This is a genomic window from Lactobacillus sp. X-49 (assembly GCF_057063645.1).
Genome location: NZ_JBXSQM010000012.1, coordinates 28,020 through 48,491 on the forward strand (window position 1 = coordinate 28,020; position 20,472 = coordinate 48,491).

The following is a 20,472-nucleotide window of genomic DNA, read 5'->3' on the forward strand; positions in this document are numbered from 1 at the left end:
CACTTCTTATGATTTCCTTGCATCGAATATCAAATTAACTATTCTTATGCTTATCAGACTGTAATTTCTTTCCTAACTCAATAATGTATTTACGCAATGCATCACGTGTTTCGGGATGTTTCAACCCATATTCAATTGATGTTTCTAGATAACTTTCCTTATTACCAACATCATGACGTGTCCCCTCAAAAACATGAGCAAAAACACGCTGTGTTTTGTTCATAGTGTCAATTGCATCAGTTAATTGAATCTCGCCACCCTTGTCAGGTTTTTGATTGGCCAAAATCCCAAAAATCTCTGGAGTTAATAAATATCTTCCAATAATCGCATAATCACTTGGAGCTTTATCAATATCCGGTTTTTCTACAAATGATTTTACATTAATTAAGCCCGACATAATTTCACTTGCTGGTTCAATTACTCCATACTTCGACACTTCATCGTGAGGCACTTTCATAACCGCAATTGTTGAAGCATGAGTTTTATTATAGCGATTAATCAGCTGCTTTGTTAGTGGAACTTCATCCATCATTAAGTCATCACCGAGCATCACAACAAATGGCTCATCACCAACAAAACTTCGACCACGGGCTATCGCATCACCTAGCCCCGCAGGATAAGGCTGCCTAGTATAATAAATATTAATGCCTAAATGGGTGATTTCCCGTGACATTTTCAACAACCCCGTCTTGCCCTTTTCCTGCAAATTTTGCTCCAGTTCAGGATTTGAATCAAAATGATCTTCAATTGGGCGCTTATTTTTTCCAGTTATAATTAAAATATCTTCAATTCCCGATTTTTTAGCTTCCTCAACAATAAACTGAATTGTTGGTTTATCAACAATCGGCAACATTTCTTTGGGCATTGCCTTAGTAACCGGCATAAATCTTGTACCAAGCCCGGCAGCCGGAATAATGGCTTTCCTTACTTTCATACTTTATACACTTTCTTTTATACTTTTATTCTTTAATATACAAAATTTATTTATCTGGTTCCAGTACTAAGTTCTGCGTTTTTTTTGAATATATTCAGCTAAATGACCAACTGAATACTGAACTTCACCATAATTAAGTGTTACGATAGCCGCATTAACACATGTTCCAATTAAAAATAAAATCGAAGAGATATTTAACCATAACATAAAGATAATAAAGGTACCAATAATGCCATAATTTTCCCAACTAATATGAAAATGATGAAGATAAAATCCAAAAAGCCATGATAATAACAGCCACCCAATTAATGTAGTAAAAACTCCTGGCCAGATTACCCTTTTCTTCAACTTAATATTTGGCAAAAAATAGTTCAAATAATATAAAGCACCAAGCATAGTAATAATTACTACCGGATAACGATAATTAAATACTTTTTCTAAATCACCAATTGAAATCGAAAAAATCGGACGTAAAAATTCCAAAGTCTGTTGACCAAAAATGAAGGTTAAACTAAGCAAAGTAAAACTAATAATCATTAGATTGGTCAAAATAATGGTAATTGAGCGCGTCCAAACAGTAATTAGTAACTTTTGTTGTAATTCAACCATCCGAACACCATAAATTCGATTCATCCCTATTCGAATTGCATTAACTAATGAAGAAACTGACCAGAGTGCTAAAACAATACCAAATGAAATATAACCCGTAGATTTGTTTTTTAGTAGTGAATTAATAATTGGCATGATAAATTTAGCAATTCTATCAGGAAAAATCAGCTTTAGGTAACTTGCGATTGGTCCTGTATCAATATGAAATAATGGCAAAATATTTCCAATAATAATAATTAAAGGAAATATTGAAAACAAAACATAGTAAGCAATTGCAATTGCACTTGTTAGAACTTCTCCTTGAGAAAATTTCTGTGAAACCGTTTTGTAAAATAAAACTATTCTTGACTTAGCTGACCCAGCTTTTTTAACCATTCACTTTAGTCATCCATTTCATCAAAATGCGGTAAATATTTTTCATAACCATCATATGGTTTTTGTAAAGTCAAAATTTTAGGACCATCCTTTGTAATTGCAAATGTATGCTCAAATTGGGCCGATTTAGAACCATCTGGTGTGGCATAAAATACCCAATCATCATTTGGATCATTCACACTTTTTTGCTCAATTCGCCAATCCCCGCCAGCTTCAACCATTGGTTCACAGGTAATAGTCATTCCTTCACGAAGACGTAACCCATGACCAGCTTTACCCCAATGAGGCACTTCTGGGTCTTCATGAATACTTGGTTGAATTCCATGACCAACTAATTCCTTAACATCACCATAATGATGCACTTGTTCAACGTAATGTTGAATTGCAGCTCCAATATCTCCTATTCTGTTGCCTAAAACTGCCTGATCGATCCCAAGATACATCGCTTTTTTTGTCGTTTCCATTAGATCACGATCTTCATCAGAAATGTCACCCACCGCATATGTTGTACACGAATCCGTTTCAAAACCATTTAAATTACAGGTGACGTCAACTTTTACCAAATCACCTTCATTTAAAATAGTATCCTTGCGTGGCGTAGCATGGGCAATCTGATCATTAACTGAAATACAAGTACCATATTTGTATCCTTCAAATCCTTGTTCGGATAATCGCCCACCTCGGCTTTTAACGAATTCTTGACAAAATTCTTCAATTTCCCAAGTGGTTATTTTCGGCTTAATTACATCACGAAGTCCTTCAAACATTGATGCTAAAAGTCGTCCCGAAGCTTGCATTCCTTTAAGTTCCCGAACAGATTTAATTGTAATCAAATTTAACTTCTCCTCTTGTAAAATATTTTTTTCTTAATTATATCTTTTTTATTGCTTTTTTTAAAAGTTTACCAAAAAATTTTATCAACCTTATGAATTTATGTATAATATTATGATAAACCAATATGTGAAAGGTATGGATAGTATGAATGCGAGAATTGTCTACGCAAGCATGACAGGCAATGATGCAGATATAGCAGAAATCTTAGAAGAAGATCTGCAAGATTATGGCTTTGACGTTGAAACAAGTGAAGCAGAATTTACTGATGCCAGTGATTATTTAGCAAGTGATTTGTGTGTATTTGTCACTTATACATATGGTGAGGGCAATATGACCGATGATCTATTGGACTTTTATGATCAATTAAAGGATTTGGACTTAACTGGGAAATATTTTGCAGTTATGGGTAGTGGTGATAAAGTTTATGCGGATCATTTTTGTGAAAATGTCTTTGATTTTGAAAAAATATTTAAACAGATAGGCGCTAAAGAAATTACCAAACCGGTTACAATTGAGAATGCACCCGATGATGATGCTATTACCATGCTTGACCACGCTGCTAAAGAAATGGCTGAACAATTAAATGATTAAAAACAAAAACGATTTCAACCAATTTGACTCAACCTCTGATCCTAAAATTCATCACTTAGCTCAAAACTTGGTTAAGCGTCACAGAAATTTATTTGTGTACATGATTTTTGGCTTTATTGCTGCCCTAATCAATACCGTTGTTTTTATGGTTCTACACAAATGGTGGCACAGTGTCGTTTTGGTTTCTAATACGATTGCATTTGTGACTTCAAATTTAGCATCATTTTATTTTAATCAAACTGCTGTTTTTACAAATAATGTTGATCATGAACATTCAACTTGGCAGAAGCTAATTGTTTTCTTTACATATAGAATCATCAGCTTAATTCCTGATAGTTTAATTATGTTAGTGGGACTTTCCTGGTTACATCTCAATGCTTTATGGGTAAAAATAATCGATCAACTCTTAATTGGTATTTTCAATTATTTGACTACTAGATCCGTTTTTCAAGCACAGGAAACATCAATGATTGAAAAAGCTAAAAGAAAAATTAAGTCGTATAAGAAAAATAACGATTAGTAAAAAGCCCGGAGAACTTGTTTCTCCGGGCTTTTTACGTGAACTTTTGACCATTATATTTACATCCAAACCAATTTTTAACTAAAATCAGCAGGTCTAATCATTTTATCTTTAGCAAAGTAATATGCTATATCGTCAATTATTCTGTCACAAGCGTGCCCATCTCCATAAGGATTTTTGGCATGTGACATTTGGTCATATATTTGTTTATTATCCAGTAATTCAAGCATTGCTTTGCGAACTTCAGCAACCTCGGTACCAACTAATTTTAGGGTTCCAGCCTTAACGCCTTCTGGTCGTTCAGTGGTGTCTCTTAAGACTAAAACCGGTTTATTTAGTGCTGGCGCCTCTTCTTGTACACCACCGGAATCTGTCATAATAAAATAACTACGCTTAGCAAGATTATGAAAATCAACTACATCTAGAGGAGCAATTAAGTGAATCCGGGGATGGTTACTTAAAATTTCGTGCGCAACTTGTTGAACCTTAGGTGACAAATGAACTGGGTAAACAATTTCCACGTTTTCATGGCTATCAACAATCTCTTTCATAACCTTAAAAACGCGACGCATGGGTGCACCTTGATTTTCTCGTCGATGCATGGTTACCAAAATTATTCGGTTACCAGGCTGAATTAAATCCAAGACCTTATGATGATAGTTTTTTTGCACCGTCTGTTCAAGTGCATCAATTGCTGTATTACCAGTAACAAAAATATTTTTTGCTTGATGATTTTCACGCAACAAGTTTTCCTTACTAGTTTGGGTTGGAGCAAAATAAAGGTCACTAAGATCATCCGTCATTTGTCGATTCATTTCTTCAGGAAATGGTGAATATTTATTCCATGTCCTCAATCCAGCTTCAACATGCCCAATTCTGCATTGCTCATAAAAACTCGCTAAACTAGCTGCAAAACTCGTTGTCGTATCGCCATGAACTAATACAATATTCGGATTTTCTTTTTTTATTACAGTAGCCAGATCTATCATTACCTTAGCAGTAATTTCCTCAAGAGTTTGGTTTTTCTTCATAATATTAAAATCATAGTCTGGGGTAATTTTAAAAATATCAAGAACCTGATCTAACATTTCTCGATGTTGTGCACTAACAACTGTCACAGCTTCAAAACGATCATCAGACTGCAATTTCAACACTAAGGGAGACATTTTAATTGCCTCTGGCCTAGTACCAAAAACCGACATTACCTTTATTTTATTCATAAAAACCTCCAATTAGATTTTAAAGATTTACTAGTCAAAAAACAAGTCAATATGGTTTAATTTAAAGTGAAAAGCAAGGTTGGTAAGCAAATAAAAGTTAGTATTATTTTATCAGTATGTAGTGTATTAATCGTAATCAGATGTCTTTGCCTAGTTTTTAGTTTTGAACAAACAAAATCTCGGTTAGTTTTGATTGTGATTTTATAATTGATTTTATTATTAGTAATATTCTGATTTCATTTATTATGAAATATTCGTCACCATAAAATACACTATCGCGCTCAAATGTTACCGCTTTCTAAAAGATGGTTGTATAATTATCTTAAATATTACGAAAAGAGGTAACACTATGAGTGAAGAAAAAATTGGTAAAAATGTTTGGGTAGTAACCCATGGAGAACAATGGGGAGTGCGCTTAGAAGGCAATAAAAAGCCTTCAAAATTATTTGATCGCAAAGAAGATGCTTTAAAATATGCTAAAAATAGAGCCCAAGAAGAAAAAAGTGAATTGATTAGCCAAAAAAGAAATGGCCAAATTAATCTGAAAAATTCTTATGGTCATGATGATCCTAACGTTAAGGGTTAACTAATATCTAAAAAACCTGTTAATCAATATTAAACAACTTGATTAACAGGTTTTTTACGAAATATAAGCTATTTATTTTAATCTTGTGACAATTGTGCTTGTTTTATAGCTACTCTTTCCGAAATTTTAATAAAAGGTATATAAAACAGTGTACAGACTGCTAAAATAACAATTTGAACTATAACAACTTTCCAATCTCCTGCACTAGCTAAAATACCACTTAATATAGGCGGCGTTGTCCACGGTACCAAGACACTTAGCGGCTTAACAAAACCAATTACTGTTGCAAAATAACCGATCAATGAACCTATTACTGGGCTTAAAACAAATGGGATAATCATCGGAATATTAAATACAATTGGAAAACCAAAAATAATCGGTTCATTAATTTCAAAAATACCTGGAAATGCTGCCAATTTAACTACATCTCTATAAGGTTTATAATGAGATACTAATAATACAGCTAAAATTAACGAAATCGTTAGTCCGGTACCACCCATTTGAGAATACACAGTTACAAAATCAGTATTTATGATATGCATTGGTTGCTTTCCGGCTGCAACTGCTGCCATATTTTCATTCATGTTGACTAAATTTAGCGGATCGAGCAATGATCCATTTATAACGGTCTGGTGTATTCCTAAAGTATACAAGAAATTGCCAGTTGAATAGATCAATAAAAACCCTGGCAAAGACGTATTAACTGCCCGTAGAGGCTCTTGAATTAATCTTGAAATTAAAGTTACTAAATCTGTTTTAAAGTAAGCGAAAATTGCAGCTAAAATTCCAAATATGCTAAGCGTCAATAATGATGGTAGCAATGAAGAAAAGCTTTGTCCAACTGCTGGAGGGACTTGATCACCCAAATTTATTTTTAAAGCTTTAATACTCGATAACTTCATATAAATTTCTGTTGCAAGTAACCCGATAATAATTCCTGCAAACATACCGGTTGTACCCACTTGAGAATACAATACTGCTCCTGTTACGGTGACCGGCTTTTGGGAATTTAAAGGTGTTAGACTAACATTAATAGCGAGCATAATAAAAACAGCTGATAACGAGACAGCAGATGCTGAGATAGGATTTTCAAAGGATTTATTTTTAGCTAAATAATAAGCAATCATCGGTGCAATCAATATACTTGCAATGTTCAAAGTCCCATTTGTCAATGCCGTACCAAAAACTTGAAATTTCGAAAGTGTTTGACCCTTAAATATCCATGTAAAAATAACATTGTTAACTAAAACGGCAACACCCGCCAAAATAAACATTGGCATTAATGTTGCAAATGCATCCCGTAAAGAACGCAAATGAACTTGATTACCAACTTTTACAGATACTTCTGTAAACTTATCCAAAAAATGTTGCAATTTAGGATGAGATTGTGTAGTTGACTCATTGTTCATTATTATTAACCTCCTTAATTAAATCTTTACCATTAGAATGAATTACTTTTTTCAACCACTCATAACTTTTCTTAGGAACCCTTTTCATGTCTCGTAAATCATGGTTAGTACGATTAACGTATACAACTCCATAACGTTTATCCATATCCCCTTGGGAACTCATAATGTCGATTAATCCCCATCCAAGATAGCCAATTACATCAACACCATCCTCATTCATTGCTGCTTGCATTGCTAAAATATGATTTCGAAGATAATTAATTCGGTAATCATCTTCTATTTGATGTATGCCGTCCCAAGTTTCTCTAACTCCAATACCATTCTCAATTGGAAAAACCGGAAGATGATATCTTTGATAAATTTTATTGAGAACATCTCTAAATCCTGTAGGATCAATCTGCCAACCCCACTCTGTTGACTCTAAATATTGATTAGGCGTCATACCAAAATCTAAGTATTGATTAGGCGCAGTGCCTTTAGGAATTTTATCAGATGCGATTGTACTAGAAGAATAATAACTAAAACTCAAAAAATCACTATGTAAACGAGAAATTTCTTTCATTTCCTTTACAGTAATATTTATCTTAAGCTTATTATTCTGTACAAACTTCTTTACCGCCGAAGAATATTTACCATATGTAAATACATCTAACAAGTTATAATTCAAGAATTCATCTATCTGATGTGCCGCAAAGACATCTTTAGGATTTGAGGTTGCCGGATAAATTTGACTATAAGCTAGCATTCCACCAATTTTAGCATTTGTTTTATTATGTAAATAATTTGCTACTGCCGCATGACAATACATTACATTGTGGGAAATTTGATATAACTCAGTAAGTGTTTCATCACCTTTGAGATAGCCAGAAATTTTGAAAGCTTCACTGGTATGATAAATATTTTGTTCGTTAAAGGTGAGCCAATATTTAACTTTATTACCGAAATGATTAATTACAATTTTGGCATAGCGAATGAAAGCTTCACATACCTTTTTGCTGATAAATCCGTTATATTCTTGAGCTAAATGAAGCGGCATATCAAAATGATATAGGCAAACCATTGGTTCAATATTACGTGCAATTAACCCATCGACTAAATTATCATAATACTTGAAACCTTCTTCATTAATTTCTCCATCGCCATCTTTTATGATACGTGACCAAGAAATTTGAAAACGATACATATTCATTCCTAAATCATGCATATAATCTAAATCTTCTTCAAAATTATGATAATTATCATTAGCAACATGCCAATCGCTAGAATGTTTGTCTGATTTGCGAATATCATAAACGGATAAACTCTTACCTCCTTCATTCCATCCACCTTCAGTTTGCATACTTGAAGTTGAGTTTCCCCAGAAAAATTCAGTCATATTATTTCTTCTTTCTTTTATTTAAAAGCGCTTTCAAATATAATAATATTGCAATCTTTGTATTCAGTAAATATTCTTAGAAGCATAAGTAAAGATTATGCTTTACTTACCAGAAAGGTATTTCAACTATGACTATTAGACCAAAATATGTAAACATTGCTAACAACATTGAACAAGCTATCTTATTGCATAAATATCAAAGGAAATTACCTCCAATTGCTGAATTAGCCAAAACGTTCAATACTAGCAAAGTCACCATAGTAAAATCATTAAAGTTTCTGCAATATAAGAGTATTGTTAAGCCTGTGCGAGGTCATGGAACCATAATATTAGCAGAAAAAGAACGTGATATTTCAAAGAAAGATAATGCTAATGAGCATGTTGGTTTTACTGAACGTCTTAAAAATACAAAGCTACTATCTAATAAAATTATTTCCTTTGATATTCGTGAACCAACTTCAAAAGAAACTGTAATATTAAAATTAGAAAAAGGCGATTTGGTTTACGACATAATTCGTCAACGTCTTTTAAGTGATTTTCCTGTTAGATTGGAATACACGATAATGCCAACAAAAATTATTCCGGGAATTACAACTAAGGTTTTAAAGAAATCAATTTATGGTTATATCGAAAAGATTTTAAAATTAAAGATTGGTAAGGCGAACAGAACTTTTCGGGCTGATAAGTCAGACGCATATGATCAGTTATATTTGAAATGTGACATAAGCGATCCCGTTTTAGAAATAGAACAAATTTGTTTTCTAGATAATGGAATTCCATTCGAATATTCCCAAACAAGAAATCGCTATGACCAAGGTGAAGTAACATTAAGTCAAGTTTAATATCAAATGCAATTTTAAAATATAAAAACAATTATGCGTATAAACAAACATACGTTCGATAAATACTTAATAAAATTTAATTCCGTGGAAAATTATAAACAAGAGAATATCTGAATTTTAGCTACTGAAATTGATTAAAAATAAAAATAGTACCATTTTAATTAATAGTACTATTTTAAATATAGTTATAAATATAAAATTTGTCATTCATGACCCCGGTGAGATTCGAACTCACCTCTACGGTTTAGGAGACCATTGTTCTATCCAGATGAACTACAGGGTCGCATACAAAACTACTTTACCAAATTTTTATGCAAAAGCCAACCCTTTTTCATTAATACTGACGTGTAAAATAAGGGGTAGGATTAGAAGCGTCAGCAATTTTATCTGCTGCAAAAACAAATGGTGTCCAGATTGCTAGAGCAATTAACATATTAATAATCGATAAAACAATTGCACGCCAGTCATAGTTACATGCTAAGAATGGTCCAATAATTGGTGGGACAATTGCAGGAACAGCAACCTGTACTGGATTAACAAGTCCCAATATACTAATCCAATACGCAAATGCAACATTAACAAGTGGCGCAACTATAAACGGTACAAAATATACAGGATTAAGTACAACTGGTAGACCTAAAACAATCGGTTCATTAATATTAAAAATCCCTGGTGCTAAAGCAACTTTGGCGATTGTACGATAGTCACTCCGTTTAGAAAAAAGCAGAATTGCTACAACTAGCATTAGCGTACCACCCGTACCTCCAAACCAAGCAAATACGTCAAATGACCCACGTACCCATAAAAATGGTGCTTCTTTACCATTACGCACTGCTGTGACGTTAATATTCTGTGCGGTCAGCCAAATTGAATCAAGTATTGGTGCCCAAACGCTTAACCCATTGATTCCAAAAAAGCCAAAAACTTGCACCAAAAAAGTAACGAGCATTACCATTACAAATCCTTGACCAAATTTTACTAATGGAGTTTGAATTGAATGGAGAAGCCAATTTCCAAAATAAGTTCCTGTAATTGTCTGAAAAACGAAATTAATTACACCAACTAAAAAAATAGCAATAATTACTGGAATCAGTGAGTCAAATGCTTGCTGCTCGGCTTGCGGTAACGTAGCTGAAATATGTAAAGTTAAACGTGCTTTAAAACACCCTGCAAAAATTGCAACACCCAGGCTTCCAAATAAGATAGCCGTAAAAATACCAGTTGTTGAGAATTGCGAAATATTAAAAGCTTGATGAACTGGAATAACTTTACCATTTACGCTAAGTTTCGTTAAATTAGCAATACTCATTGCAAATGATGATAAAGAAACAATCGCCCCTGCAATCGGATCTACTTCTAAACTTTTAGCTAAATGATATCCTAACGACATGGCTAAAAATAAAGCAAATAATGCAAAGGTTCCTCGCCACACAACATTACAAATCAGCGAAAGTGGTTGCATTAACCAAACAAAGGTCGGCCAATTTAAATTGTTTTTAGCAACGGCAATCAAACTTTTTATTAAAACCGCAATCGAACCGGCAATTGTGATAGGCATAACCGAAATAAAAGCATCCCTTAATGCAACAATCCAGTGAGCCTGTCCCAACTTATTTGCTATTGGTAAAAGATAGTCTTCTAACCATGTTAAAATACGACTCATTCTTGCTCTCTTTTCTTCAAGTAATGTGGGTGATACCCTTTGTTTTTAGTGTGTTTTTTCTTGTTTTTCTTTTTTATCTTAGTTGTTTGCTTATTATCAATTTTAGTTGTCGTTTTTACTAATTGCCGTGGCTTTTTTATTGACAAGCTATTATGTACAAAATATGCACGTTCCAGGTTTACAGAATTACTTAATAATCTTTTCAAATCACGAAAATCATGATCATCGCCCAAACTAACTACGTAGCCGGATGCACCCATTCGACCCGTTCGACCCGCTCGGTGTAAATAAGTATTGGCTTCTCTTGAAATTTCAAAATTAATAACATAACTAACACCACTAATGTCAAGGCCACGTGCCGCTAAATCAGTCGCTAGTAATAATTTGAATTTTCCACTTTTAAAATCCCGCAGGGTTTCCTCACGTCTTTGCTTATTGAATTCATTTGCTAATAATCCAAAACGAGTTTTAGTATGTCCTAATATTCCTGCAAATCGCATCATCGTTTGATTTGAATCAAAAAACAAAATTCCTTTAAAATTATCTAAGCGCAGCAATCGTTGTAAAAAATCAATTTTATGAGTATTATCTACCTGTAAAAAATAATTTTTTACCATAGTTTTTTGTTGTGATCGAACATCAATAACCAAAAATTTTCGAGCAAATATCTCTTCTGCTTGCTTGGTAATTTCTGACTCAGTTGCTCCAAAAAGTAAAATTTGCGATTCTGGCATCATATTTTGTCCAAGTGAACTAAGTAATTCCATTTTACTGAATTCCAGAATATCGTCTGCTTCATCAATTACTAAAGTTTGAATTTGAGCTAATTTAATCCTCCCACTAGAAAAGAAATCAAAAAATCGACCTGGCGTTGCTACTACCACTTCGGGATGCTTTTTCTTTAAATTGTCTTCCTGACGCTTACGGTTACCTGCTCCAACCAGACTAACGCCTTTAAGGCCGAGAACATGAATAAATGGATTAATTGCATGACGAATTTGTACCGCCAATTCGGTAGTAGGAGCAATAATTATTAAACTATTTGCTTTTCCAATTTGAACTCGTTCTAATGATGGAATTGCGTACGCTAAAGTTTTACCAGTACCAGTTTTAGCAAGTGCAATGCAGCTCGCTCCATTTAAAATGGCCGTTCGGGTTTCTTTTTGAATTAAAGTTGGTTTTTTTAATCCTAATTTAGCTAAAGACTCTGTTATTTCTGCTTTCATTATTGTATTAATTGTCCATATTTCTGTTTATATTGCGCTACGGTACCGTTATAAGCAAACATCGTAACGCCATCTTCCAATCCATTAACTGACTGCACATGCCCATCATGGTTGTAACACCAAAAAGCATATTGCAATTTGCTAGGTTCATTAGGTACATCAGCCATAAATAATACATCACTTGCAAAATATTTGTGATATCTTACGCTCAATTTAACCATAACTTTTTTGCCACTCTGCTTTAGCAATTGAGTAAATTGGGCCATTTGCATTAAATAATGCGAATTACGCGACTTGACCGCCGGTACTATTAAAATTGGTAAAGTACCAGTATTTGAACCGACCTTTTTATTAAAATAACGCAAATGTTGTATCGGCGTAGATTCATTGCTATAAGCAATAATTGTTCCAAAAGCTAATTTTGTACCTAAAATCTGGTCACGGTAGGATAAATAATCATCATCAAAGTATGTTCTTCCCTGCGTACTCTTCAAATAAACAAAGGAAACCCCATGATCTTGAACTTCATGCAGATCAATATAACCAAATGTTTGGTCGAGTTCTAAGCCAATTACACTCGAATTAGCATCTGATGGCAGGGTTGTTTGACTACGTAAATTACTTATTCCAAGCCAGAGAAGACCTAGCGCAACCACTAACAGTGTTAAAATCGCAGGTAGCGTATATTTATGATGAAATCTTTTCAACCTTGCGCCTCTTGACTATTATAATTCATTATACCAATAGTCTAATTATACTGGATAAATGCTAATTTTGTTAATTAATACAAAAAAAGACTAACTGGTGAATTAAGATGAACGTGCTTTTACTTACATCTCACATCAGTTAGTCTTTTATAAGTCTGACTGTTATTCTTCTACAGGGTAAACTGGCTGTTGTCCGTTTAATACCCGCTTCATATCAATCATGCTTTGCTCAATCATATTTTTTACCGCCGTTTTCGTGTAATAAGCTGAATGCGGAGTAAATACTACATTTGGCATTTGAGCTAATTCCCGATAATCCTTAGGTAGTTCATCCAATTGATTAAACTTCTTCATCACAATTGCTTCCTCACCAGTCATCACATCAAGAGAAGCGCCGGCAATTTCTTTTTGCTTCAAAGCAGAAATCAAATCTTGAGTATTAACTAACGGTCCCCTAGCTGCATTGATAAGAACAGCGGTATCTTTCATTTGCTTAAATTGCTTGGCACTAATCATATCTGCCATCCCTGGTTCAAAGGGCGTATGTAACGTTAAAATATCAGCTTCTCGAATAACGGTATCAAAATCAGTGTAATCAAGAAATGCTTCATTAGCAGGATTCTCGACAATATCATAACCAAGCACTTTAGCACCTAAAGCATGAAAAATTTCGCCAACTGCGCTACCAATGCGTCCTACACCAATAATACCAACAGTTTGATTGTAAATTTCATCGCTCATTAAATCTTCTGAACGAATAAAATTAAAATCTACCCGCTCATTTTGTAAAATCTGTCCCCATTTTCTAAGCAAATACATTGCTGAAGTTAACGTGTTTTCAGCAACTGCTCGTGGCGAATAAGCAGGCGTATTTGTCACTAGTAAATGATACTGATGGACGTATTTCCAATTAATAATATTATAGCCAACTGAGCGTAAAGCGATTTGCTTAATACCATAAGAAGCTAATTTACTGTAAACTTCTTTTTCATCAATATCAAAGACTTGCAAAACACTAATCCCATCAAATCCTTTTGCTAATTCAACAGTCTCAGCATCTAATTTGTCTTTTGTAGTCATTAATTCATCTTCTGGATGATCATGGTTCCACTTGTCAACGTAAACTTGTTGCTCAGGCGTCATATTATATAATAAAACTTTCATCAATAAATACTCCTTTTAGTTAAAAACGTCTCTACTTCATTTTAACTAAATTGACAAAAAATTAAATATTTATTTTGTAAACATTTAAATTTATTTATTTATTTTTTAAAAATAAATAATTTTTTGTTTATCCTTAGCCATTATCACTTTTAAACTTTACGTATCCAAGGAAATCGTGCCTTCGCTTCATCAAGAATTATACCTTGCCCCAAAATTGACCTGTTCTATAAATATGAAACCAAGCACCAATGCTGGCAATTCACATAATTTTCTTAGAACTAATAGTAAAAATTAGTATGCTCGCTGACCTTTCTTATACACTGCCTTGTCTTTTTGAACAACCGCGGTAATTTTTTCCAACGGATTTTCTTTTAAAACCAAAAAATCTGCATATTTACCTGCAGTCAAAGTACCATATTGATCAGTGATCTTCATAAGTTTAGCAGAATTCAAACTGGTCTGTAGTGCCTCAAAATTAGTAAAGCCTTGTTCAACTAACAAAGGCAACTCTTCCGGAGTCATCTTAAAGTCATTAAATGGCGTTCCAGCATCCGTTCCCAATGTTATTGGTACGCCAGCATTTTTGGCACGTGTAATATTAGGACGTAAATCACCCCATGCTGCAGAAATTTTAGCCATTTCCCAATCTGGAACTTTTCCAGGCGCATATTCAATAAAAGCCCAAGCTCCAACAATTGTTGGGGTTAAGTATGTTCCTTTTTTAAGCATCAATTCTATTTCTTCATCGTTAACGTAGAATCCGTGCTCAATACTGTCGACGCCAGCCTTTATGGCATTCATAATTCCGGGGTTACCCTCAGCGTGGGCTGCAACGGTAAACCCTTTGTGATGTGCCTCTTCAACAGCGGCATGAATTTCACTTTCACTAAGCTGAGGATCATCCATAAAGTCATTTTCAGTCATTACACCACCGGTTGCCATTACTTTAATTGTTCTGGCACCTTTTTTAATTCCCTGACGAACAGCCTTACGCATTTCATCAGGAGAATCTACTAAATGACCAAAATTAGGCATATCACCGTGACCACCAGTCATCGAATAAGGTCTACCAGAAGGCAAAATTTCTGGTACGTTAGCTAATTCTCCCCTCTTTATTAAGTTATTAAGGGCTATATCGATATCATATGTACTTCCACATTCACGAATGTATGTCACCCCTGACTGCAACAATTCATGCAAATGTTTGATTGCTCGCACTGTTGCCTCAACAACGTTTGCTGAACTATCACCATCTGGTGTCTGGGGATCCATAATGATATGAGTATGGCAGTTAATCAAACCTGGAATTACATATTGACCATTTAGGTCAACCGTTTTATCTGCTTGCGGCGTCAAGCCTGTTCCAATTTTAGCAATTTTTCCAGTTTGATCATCGATCACAATGTAACTATCAGTAAATATTTTATTATCTTCACCGTTAAATAAATTTAAATTACTAAAAACCGTTTGTGTCATTTTACAACCCTCCTAATACAAAAAAGCACCCATCCTTAATTCAAGGACGAGTGCTTCGCGTTACCACCTTTAATTTACCCATTATTCACATAATAGGTCTTACTAGCTGTCAAGTAACAGCTTGCAAGGATAACGGATGCAGTTCCGCCACTGGCTAAAACTGTCACCAGCAGTTATCAATTAAAAGTCCATCTTCATTATCCACTACCAACTAACTTTCACCACAATGTCAGTTCTCTTTAATGGAAGTTAAAATAATTACTCTACTTTTTGGATATATATTTAATTGTTTTTTAATTTATCACTATGAAAAAGTATTGTCAAGAGGAGTTATTAAAAATAATATTACATTTTTAATAAAAGTACCAAAATATTTCAAATTATCGGTTTTAAAATTTAGACTAAAACAGTCCGCTTATACCCCAGAAAAATCATCATTTCTTTTAGCTTTTAATAAAGCTTTCTGCAAATCAGGATCTACAGCATAAATATATAATCCATGAACCCCTCTTGTCATTAAGACATTAAATTCATTTCTTAACAACTTATCTGCAAAGCTCTTTGTAGAATGCAATTTATTAATTGCTTTGCGATTTTGACTTGCACTAAAATCATGAACTATTTTTCCGTTACGAAATTTAATAGATGGGCCAAGAACTACACCTGCATAATTTAAATCAAACCCTTGAACAGTATATAAAGAACCTATTTCATTAATCGTGTAGTCTTTCTCAGCCCAAGGCAAATCACTATATTTAACATTGTTGTGGTGATTTTTTTCATATTTATCGCGCCTCTTGATTTCATAATTCCATGGCATTCTCCAATTGCCATCTGAAACTTCCCAATATTTTTGATTTTCAGGTAATTTAGCTTTACCCCCAGAATATTTCCAATCAAATGTCGCAACCATTCTACTAATACCATTGTCATTTAATTTGTTTTTCTTCGCAATTTCAGTTTGCATTTTTTTAGGATCAGTAAATATCTTTATCTCATATTTTGTATCTTTAGGAATTAATTTTATTTTATCCTTATCAATAAGTGTTCGTATCCAATTTATAGTATCATTATTTGCATCTATCCGCATTTGGTTATGCAAAGTTACAATACTCCCACCTGTTCTTTCAACTAATTTTTCTAAATAATTTAGATCAATTACTGAATCTATTGAAAGAACCTGTTGTGGATCAAACACAGCCATAACAACTTTTGCTCTTTTCAAAATATCATCAATCATTTTATCGCTGTGCCCATAATATGCTTGACTTTTCTGCGTTAACAAAAGATGGGATTCATCAACAATAACAATGTCGTCTTTTTCTTCATGACTTGTAGAATTTATAAACGTTGAAGGCTTTAAAATTCTTAAATTGGAATCTTTTGGAAATAATTTATCAGCAATTTCTTTATATACTTTTAATTGCTCATTTTGATTTACAACTATAGATATTTTAATATTGCTTTTATTTGCATATCTATTTTCATGAACGAGATCATAAAAAACATTACTTACCAAAACTGTCTTACCAGAACCAGCATTACCTTCTACTAAAATTAATTTTCCATCTTTCGAATAATTACTTTTTTGTAATGCCTGGTCAATCTTAGTAATTATTTCTGTTTTGACACGTAATTGTTCATCTGTCAGCTTGTTAAATGGTGATGCCTTAAAAATTGCCTTTACTTTTAAGGTTGATTGAACGGGAAACAATTTTGAATTTTCCATATGTAATTTTGACCAGATTTCATCAAATAATTGATCAAATTCTCCAGAATCATAGTAGCTATTTTGTTCATTAAAGCGACGATTATTTATTTTCTTGACCGAAGAAACACTACTTAAATATTGCATTAATCTATTTTCAATATCCAGAGTCATAGATTTATTAAAATGTTCTTGTCCAATTATATACATTGTTGCATTTTCAGATTGTTTAAAATCTGCAAAATCCTCTCGTGTCTTCGGATCTTCCCCCAGATGTTCAATTGTCCGCCTCTGAATATCATTTGTTTCTCCAACGTATACTACAAAATTATCATTTCTATCCATCGAAGAATTTATTATATATACGGTTGGATATTCTATAAGAAGCTTTTTAGCTTCTACATCATTTTTATAATCTATTTCAATTTTATTTGCTAATTCTTTAGCATTATTTACGTTGTACTTAGTTTTATAAATAATTGGTTTTTGAGATTTATCCATAGTTATTTCTTACATCTTATTCAAAATGCTAACCATATTAGTGATATACATAATTATCTACTTAATATAGACTTATTAAAAAAATTTATCTTTTTTATTATAACAATCTAAAGCAAAAAATTATAATGTTTTTCCTAATACTTACTAAAATTCATTAACTAGTAATACTATTTATATAAATAATAAAAAGTGTACTTTCTTCAATCTTGATAAAGTACATCTTATTTTTATGCATAACATAAATATTGCTTGTTTTATGCCCGTTCCAGCACCGTCACTGCTTCAACATGAGGTGTTTGCGGGAACATATCGACAGGATCAATCTGGTCAAAAGTATAGCCTAACTTCTGAAATTCTTGCAGATCACGCACTAGGGTTGCTGGATTGCACGAAATATAAACAATCTTCTTGGGATTAGTCTTAACGGCAGCTTTAATAAATTCTGGTGTTAAGCCTTTTCTTGGTGGGTCAACGAAAATAACATCAGTATTCATCCCCTTATTAGCCCATCTCGGCATTACTTCTTCGGCTTTACCGGTCACATATTTAGCATTTGTAATCTGATTCAATTCAGCATTATTATTTGCATCTTTAACTGCATCCTTGACACTTTCAATACCGCGAACAGATTCCACGTGTTGGGAAACAGTTAATCCGATCGTGCCGATACCAGAATAGGCATCAATAACAGCATCTTCTGGCTGAAGATTAGCCTTTTTAATTGCTAAATCATAGAGCCGCGGCGTTTGGAGTGAATTAATCTGGAAGAAACTTTCCGGTGAAATTCTAAACTTGACGTCACCAATTTTGTCGGTAATCTGCGGCTTACCAAAAATCAGGTAGTCTACTTTACCCAAAATCACATTGGTTTTTTTCGGGTTATAATTTAGAACTAAACTGGTAACGCCCTCAATTTGTTTAATTTCTGCAGCTATTTTAGGCAATTGCGGAAAATCCTTGTGTAAGCATACCAAAATGACCATTATTTCACCCGTCGCTTTACTGCGACGAACATCTAAATAACGGATTTCACCTTGATTATGGATTTCGTCATAAGCAGGAACGCGGTATTGCCGTAAAATATCGCGCACAGCAACTAAAACACGATCAATTTCGGGATCGGTCGTAAAGAAATTAGTTAGCGGAATTAATTCGTGTGAATGTCTTCTAAAAAAGCCAATTTCCAATTGTCCATTAACTTCACGCACTGGTACTTGAGCTTTGTTGCGGTAACCAGTTTCTTCTGGGCTTGGCAAAGTTGTTCCCACTTCGATGTCATCAAGATGGGCTTTTTTCAACAAATTGACCACTTGATTACGCTTAAATTCAAGTTGCTTATTATATTTAATATGCGCTAAGGATGCTAGCCCAGTTTGCACCCACTCATTGAGTTTAATTTTGACCCGATCGGGACTTTCTTTGATAATTCTTTCAATTTTAGCAAAAGCAAAGGTCTTCTTAACCTTTAAAATTTTGGCACTAATCACTTCACCAGGTAGTGCATTAGTCACAAAGACAGTCATGCCCTCATAATGAGCTACGCCCATTGCCTCATAAGATAAGTCGGTAATTTCTAAGTCGATAATTTGATTTTTTTCCATTTTTTGTCCTTTTTTACAAACATTAGTTAACTATTTTATTCTACTAAAAAATACGTCAAAAGTAATTAGTAGCGCTCTTCTTAATATTGATTTAACTTCATCAATTTATCTTCACTAATCTACTCATATGTGCTATTTTTATTACTAAATATTCCAATAGAAAGGTCGTTTTTTATGAATAATTTTGAAACTAATTCAAATCGTCATCAAATTCATACTATCTCCGAAACCAATAGTTTTCTGACCAAAATGTACGCCTTGATGGGTGGTGCTGTATTAATCTCGGCTCTTGCTGCCTATCTGACTATGACCGTTTTTCGCACAGCAGTAGCTAATATTCCTGTTGCCATGATCTGGTTTATTTTACTAGTACCTCTTGGTCTCTCCATGGGGATTAGCTTTAACGCCAATCGCCGTCCATCTACCAGCTTAGCAATGCTGATCGTGCTGGCAGCCATTTATGGCTTCGAATTTGCTTTAGTTGCTGGTTTTTATACCGGAACCCAAATTACAACCGCCTTTATCTCAGCAGCCGCTGTTTTTATTACCATGGCTATGTTTGGCACCTTTACGAAAAGAGATTTAGCCAATTGGGATTCCTATTTAAGTGCTGCCTTAATTGGCTTTTTAGTGGCTTGGATTGTTAACATGTTTTTGCATAACCCAGCCGTTACTTATATTTTTTCATTTATTGGGGTTATCATCTTCACCGGCTTGATTGCAAGTGATGCCAATAAGATGAAGATTATTTACAATAATTACGGTAACCAATTATCTCCTAATGGTTTAGCCGTTCTTGGTGCCTTACAGCTCTATCTTGATTTCGTTAATATCTTTATGTTCTTACTTGAAATTTTTGGTGGCAGCGGCAATAGTCGTAACTAATTAAATTTTTTTGCTAAGTTTCAACATAATCGGGTTTAAATCTGGTATGTTGAAACTTTTTTATTTTGAGAAATTCTAAATCGAAAATAACTGGTAATTATTATTAGATTAAAAATAATGCTTATTCAATAAATGCTCTTCCGCTATTTATTACTACCTCTTACTTATATAGCAAATAATGGCTATTATTTTTAATGAACAAATCTCACTATAATTTAATATTTAAGCTTAAAAGACTTGAATTAC

18 protein-coding genes and 1 tRNA gene are annotated in these 20,472 nt (G+C 33.6%); 5 read left to right on the forward strand and 14 right to left on the reverse strand.

The annotated features are described in order from the left end of the window. Positions 1-34 precede the first annotated feature (34 nt). The 3 genes from galU to map form a co-directional block, all read right to left on the reverse strand. Positions 35-934, reverse strand: coding sequence for a UTP--glucose-1-phosphate uridylyltransferase GalU (gene galU, locus ACYIAQ_RS06690; RefSeq protein ID WP_122017920.1), 900 nt, complete (start codon positions 932-934; stop codon positions 35-37). Between the two features lie 66 nt (positions 935-1,000). Then, on the reverse strand, positions 1,001-1,918 hold the full coding sequence (locus tag ACYIAQ_RS06695) for a YihY/virulence factor BrkB family protein (protein ID WP_483563110.1): 918 nt from the start codon (positions 1,916-1,918) through the stop codon (positions 1,001-1,003). A 5-nt stretch (positions 1,919-1,923) separates the two neighbouring features. Then, complete coding sequence (gene map, locus ACYIAQ_RS06700) at positions 1,924-2,751, reverse strand: type I methionyl aminopeptidase (protein ID WP_483563111.1); 828 nt, start codon at positions 2,749-2,751, stop codon at positions 1,924-1,926. Between the two features lie 145 nt (positions 2,752-2,896). Here map and ACYIAQ_RS06705 point away from each other — a divergent pair, with 145 nt between their 5' ends. Both ACYIAQ_RS06705 and ACYIAQ_RS06710 read left to right on the forward strand, forming a co-directional pair. Next, positions 2,897-3,343, forward strand: a complete 447-nt coding sequence (locus ACYIAQ_RS06705; protein ID WP_483563112.1) for a flavodoxin — start codon at positions 2,897-2,899, stop codon at positions 3,341-3,343. Next, positions 3,336-3,863 carry a GtrA family protein gene (locus ACYIAQ_RS06710; RefSeq protein WP_122017916.1) on the forward strand — a complete coding sequence of 176 codons (528 nt, stop codon included), beginning with the start codon at positions 3,336-3,338 and terminating at the stop codon, positions 3,861-3,863. The genes ACYIAQ_RS06705 and ACYIAQ_RS06710 overlap by 8 nt, the downstream gene beginning before the upstream one ends. 77 nt (positions 3,864-3,940) lie before the next feature. Here the strand turns inward: ACYIAQ_RS06710 and wecB are convergent, their stop codons facing one another. Next, complete coding sequence (wecB, locus tag ACYIAQ_RS06715; protein WP_483563113.1) at positions 3,941-5,083, reverse strand: non-hydrolyzing UDP-N-acetylglucosamine 2-epimerase; 1,143 nt, start codon at positions 5,081-5,083, stop codon at positions 3,941-3,943. A 349-nt stretch (positions 5,084-5,432) separates the two neighbouring features. Here wecB and ACYIAQ_RS06720 point away from each other — a divergent pair, with 349 nt between their 5' ends. Continuing rightward, positions 5,433-5,669, forward strand: a complete 237-nt coding sequence (locus ACYIAQ_RS06720) for a DUF2188 domain-containing protein (protein WP_233551575.1) — start codon at positions 5,433-5,435, stop codon at positions 5,667-5,669. A gap of 77 nt (positions 5,670-5,746) precedes the next feature. Here ACYIAQ_RS06720 and ACYIAQ_RS06725 read toward each other — a convergent pair whose 3' ends face one another. Both ACYIAQ_RS06725 and ACYIAQ_RS06730 read right to left on the reverse strand, forming a co-directional pair. Continuing rightward, the gene (locus ACYIAQ_RS06725) at positions 5,747-7,078 is read right to left on the reverse strand and encodes a PTS sugar transporter subunit IIC (RefSeq protein ID WP_483563114.1); all 1,332 of its coding nucleotides are present in this window, start codon (positions 7,076-7,078) and stop codon (positions 5,747-5,749) included. After that, entirely contained in the window at positions 7,068-8,453 is a 1,386-nt protein-coding gene (locus tag ACYIAQ_RS06730; protein WP_483563115.1) for a glycoside hydrolase family 1 protein, read from the reverse strand. The genes ACYIAQ_RS06725 and ACYIAQ_RS06730 overlap by 11 nt, the downstream gene beginning before the upstream one ends. Positions 8,454-8,581: 128 nt before the next feature. Here ACYIAQ_RS06730 and ACYIAQ_RS06735 point away from each other — a divergent pair, with 128 nt between their 5' ends. Further along, complete coding sequence (locus ACYIAQ_RS06735; protein WP_483563116.1) at positions 8,582-9,295, forward strand: GntR family transcriptional regulator; 714 nt, start codon at positions 8,582-8,584, stop codon at positions 9,293-9,295. Positions 9,296-9,505: 210 nt separating this feature from the next. Here ACYIAQ_RS06735 and ACYIAQ_RS06740 read toward each other — a convergent pair. The 8 genes from ACYIAQ_RS06740 to rlmD all read right to left on the reverse strand — a co-directional run bounded on the left by ACYIAQ_RS06740 (position 9,506) and on the right by rlmD (position 19,341). Further along, a tRNA-Arg gene (locus ACYIAQ_RS06740) sits at positions 9,506-9,578 on the reverse strand. A gap of 51 nt (positions 9,579-9,629) precedes the next feature. Further along, positions 9,630-10,958: a PTS sugar transporter subunit IIC gene (locus tag ACYIAQ_RS06745; RefSeq protein ID WP_483563117.1), complete on the reverse strand. Its 1,329-nt coding sequence runs from the start codon at positions 10,956-10,958 to the stop codon at positions 9,630-9,632. Next, entirely contained in the window at positions 10,955-12,184 is a 1,230-nt protein-coding gene (locus tag ACYIAQ_RS06750) for a DEAD/DEAH box helicase (RefSeq protein ID WP_483563118.1), read from the reverse strand. The genes ACYIAQ_RS06745 and ACYIAQ_RS06750 overlap by 4 nt, the downstream gene beginning before the upstream one ends. Then, complete coding sequence (locus ACYIAQ_RS06755) at positions 12,184-12,891, reverse strand: GH25 family lysozyme (protein ID WP_122022703.1); 708 nt, start codon at positions 12,889-12,891, stop codon at positions 12,184-12,186. Before ACYIAQ_RS06755 ends, ACYIAQ_RS06750 begins: the two co-directional genes overlap by 1 nt. Before the next feature lie 162 nt (positions 12,892-13,053). After that, positions 13,054-14,055 (reverse strand): D-2-hydroxyacid dehydrogenase, encoded by a 1,002-nt coding sequence (locus ACYIAQ_RS06760; protein WP_483563119.1) that lies wholly within the window; start codon positions 14,053-14,055, stop codon positions 13,054-13,056. A gap of 291 nt (positions 14,056-14,346) precedes the next feature. Continuing rightward, a complete protein-coding gene (locus ACYIAQ_RS06765; protein WP_483563120.1) occupies positions 14,347-15,531 on the reverse strand; it encodes a metal-dependent hydrolase family protein in 1,185 nt (394 codons plus the stop codon). A gap of 415 nt (positions 15,532-15,946) precedes the next feature. Further along, positions 15,947-17,740, reverse strand: a complete 1,794-nt coding sequence (locus ACYIAQ_RS06770) for a DUF2075 domain-containing protein (protein WP_483563121.1) — start codon at positions 17,738-17,740, stop codon at positions 15,947-15,949. A 254-nt stretch (positions 17,741-17,994) separates the two neighbouring features. Beyond that, positions 17,995-19,341 carry a 23S rRNA (uracil(1939)-C(5))-methyltransferase RlmD gene (rlmD, locus tag ACYIAQ_RS06775; RefSeq protein WP_483563122.1) on the reverse strand — a complete coding sequence of 449 codons (1,347 nt, stop codon included), beginning with the start codon at positions 19,339-19,341 and terminating at the stop codon, positions 17,995-17,997. A 174-nt stretch (positions 19,342-19,515) separates the two neighbouring features. On the opposite strand from rlmD, the gene ACYIAQ_RS06780 reads away from it, so the two are divergent. After that, on the forward strand, positions 19,516-20,226 hold the full coding sequence (locus ACYIAQ_RS06780) for a Bax inhibitor-1/YccA family protein (protein WP_483563123.1): 711 nt from the start codon (positions 19,516-19,518) through the stop codon (positions 20,224-20,226). Positions 20,227-20,472 lie beyond the last annotated feature (246 nt).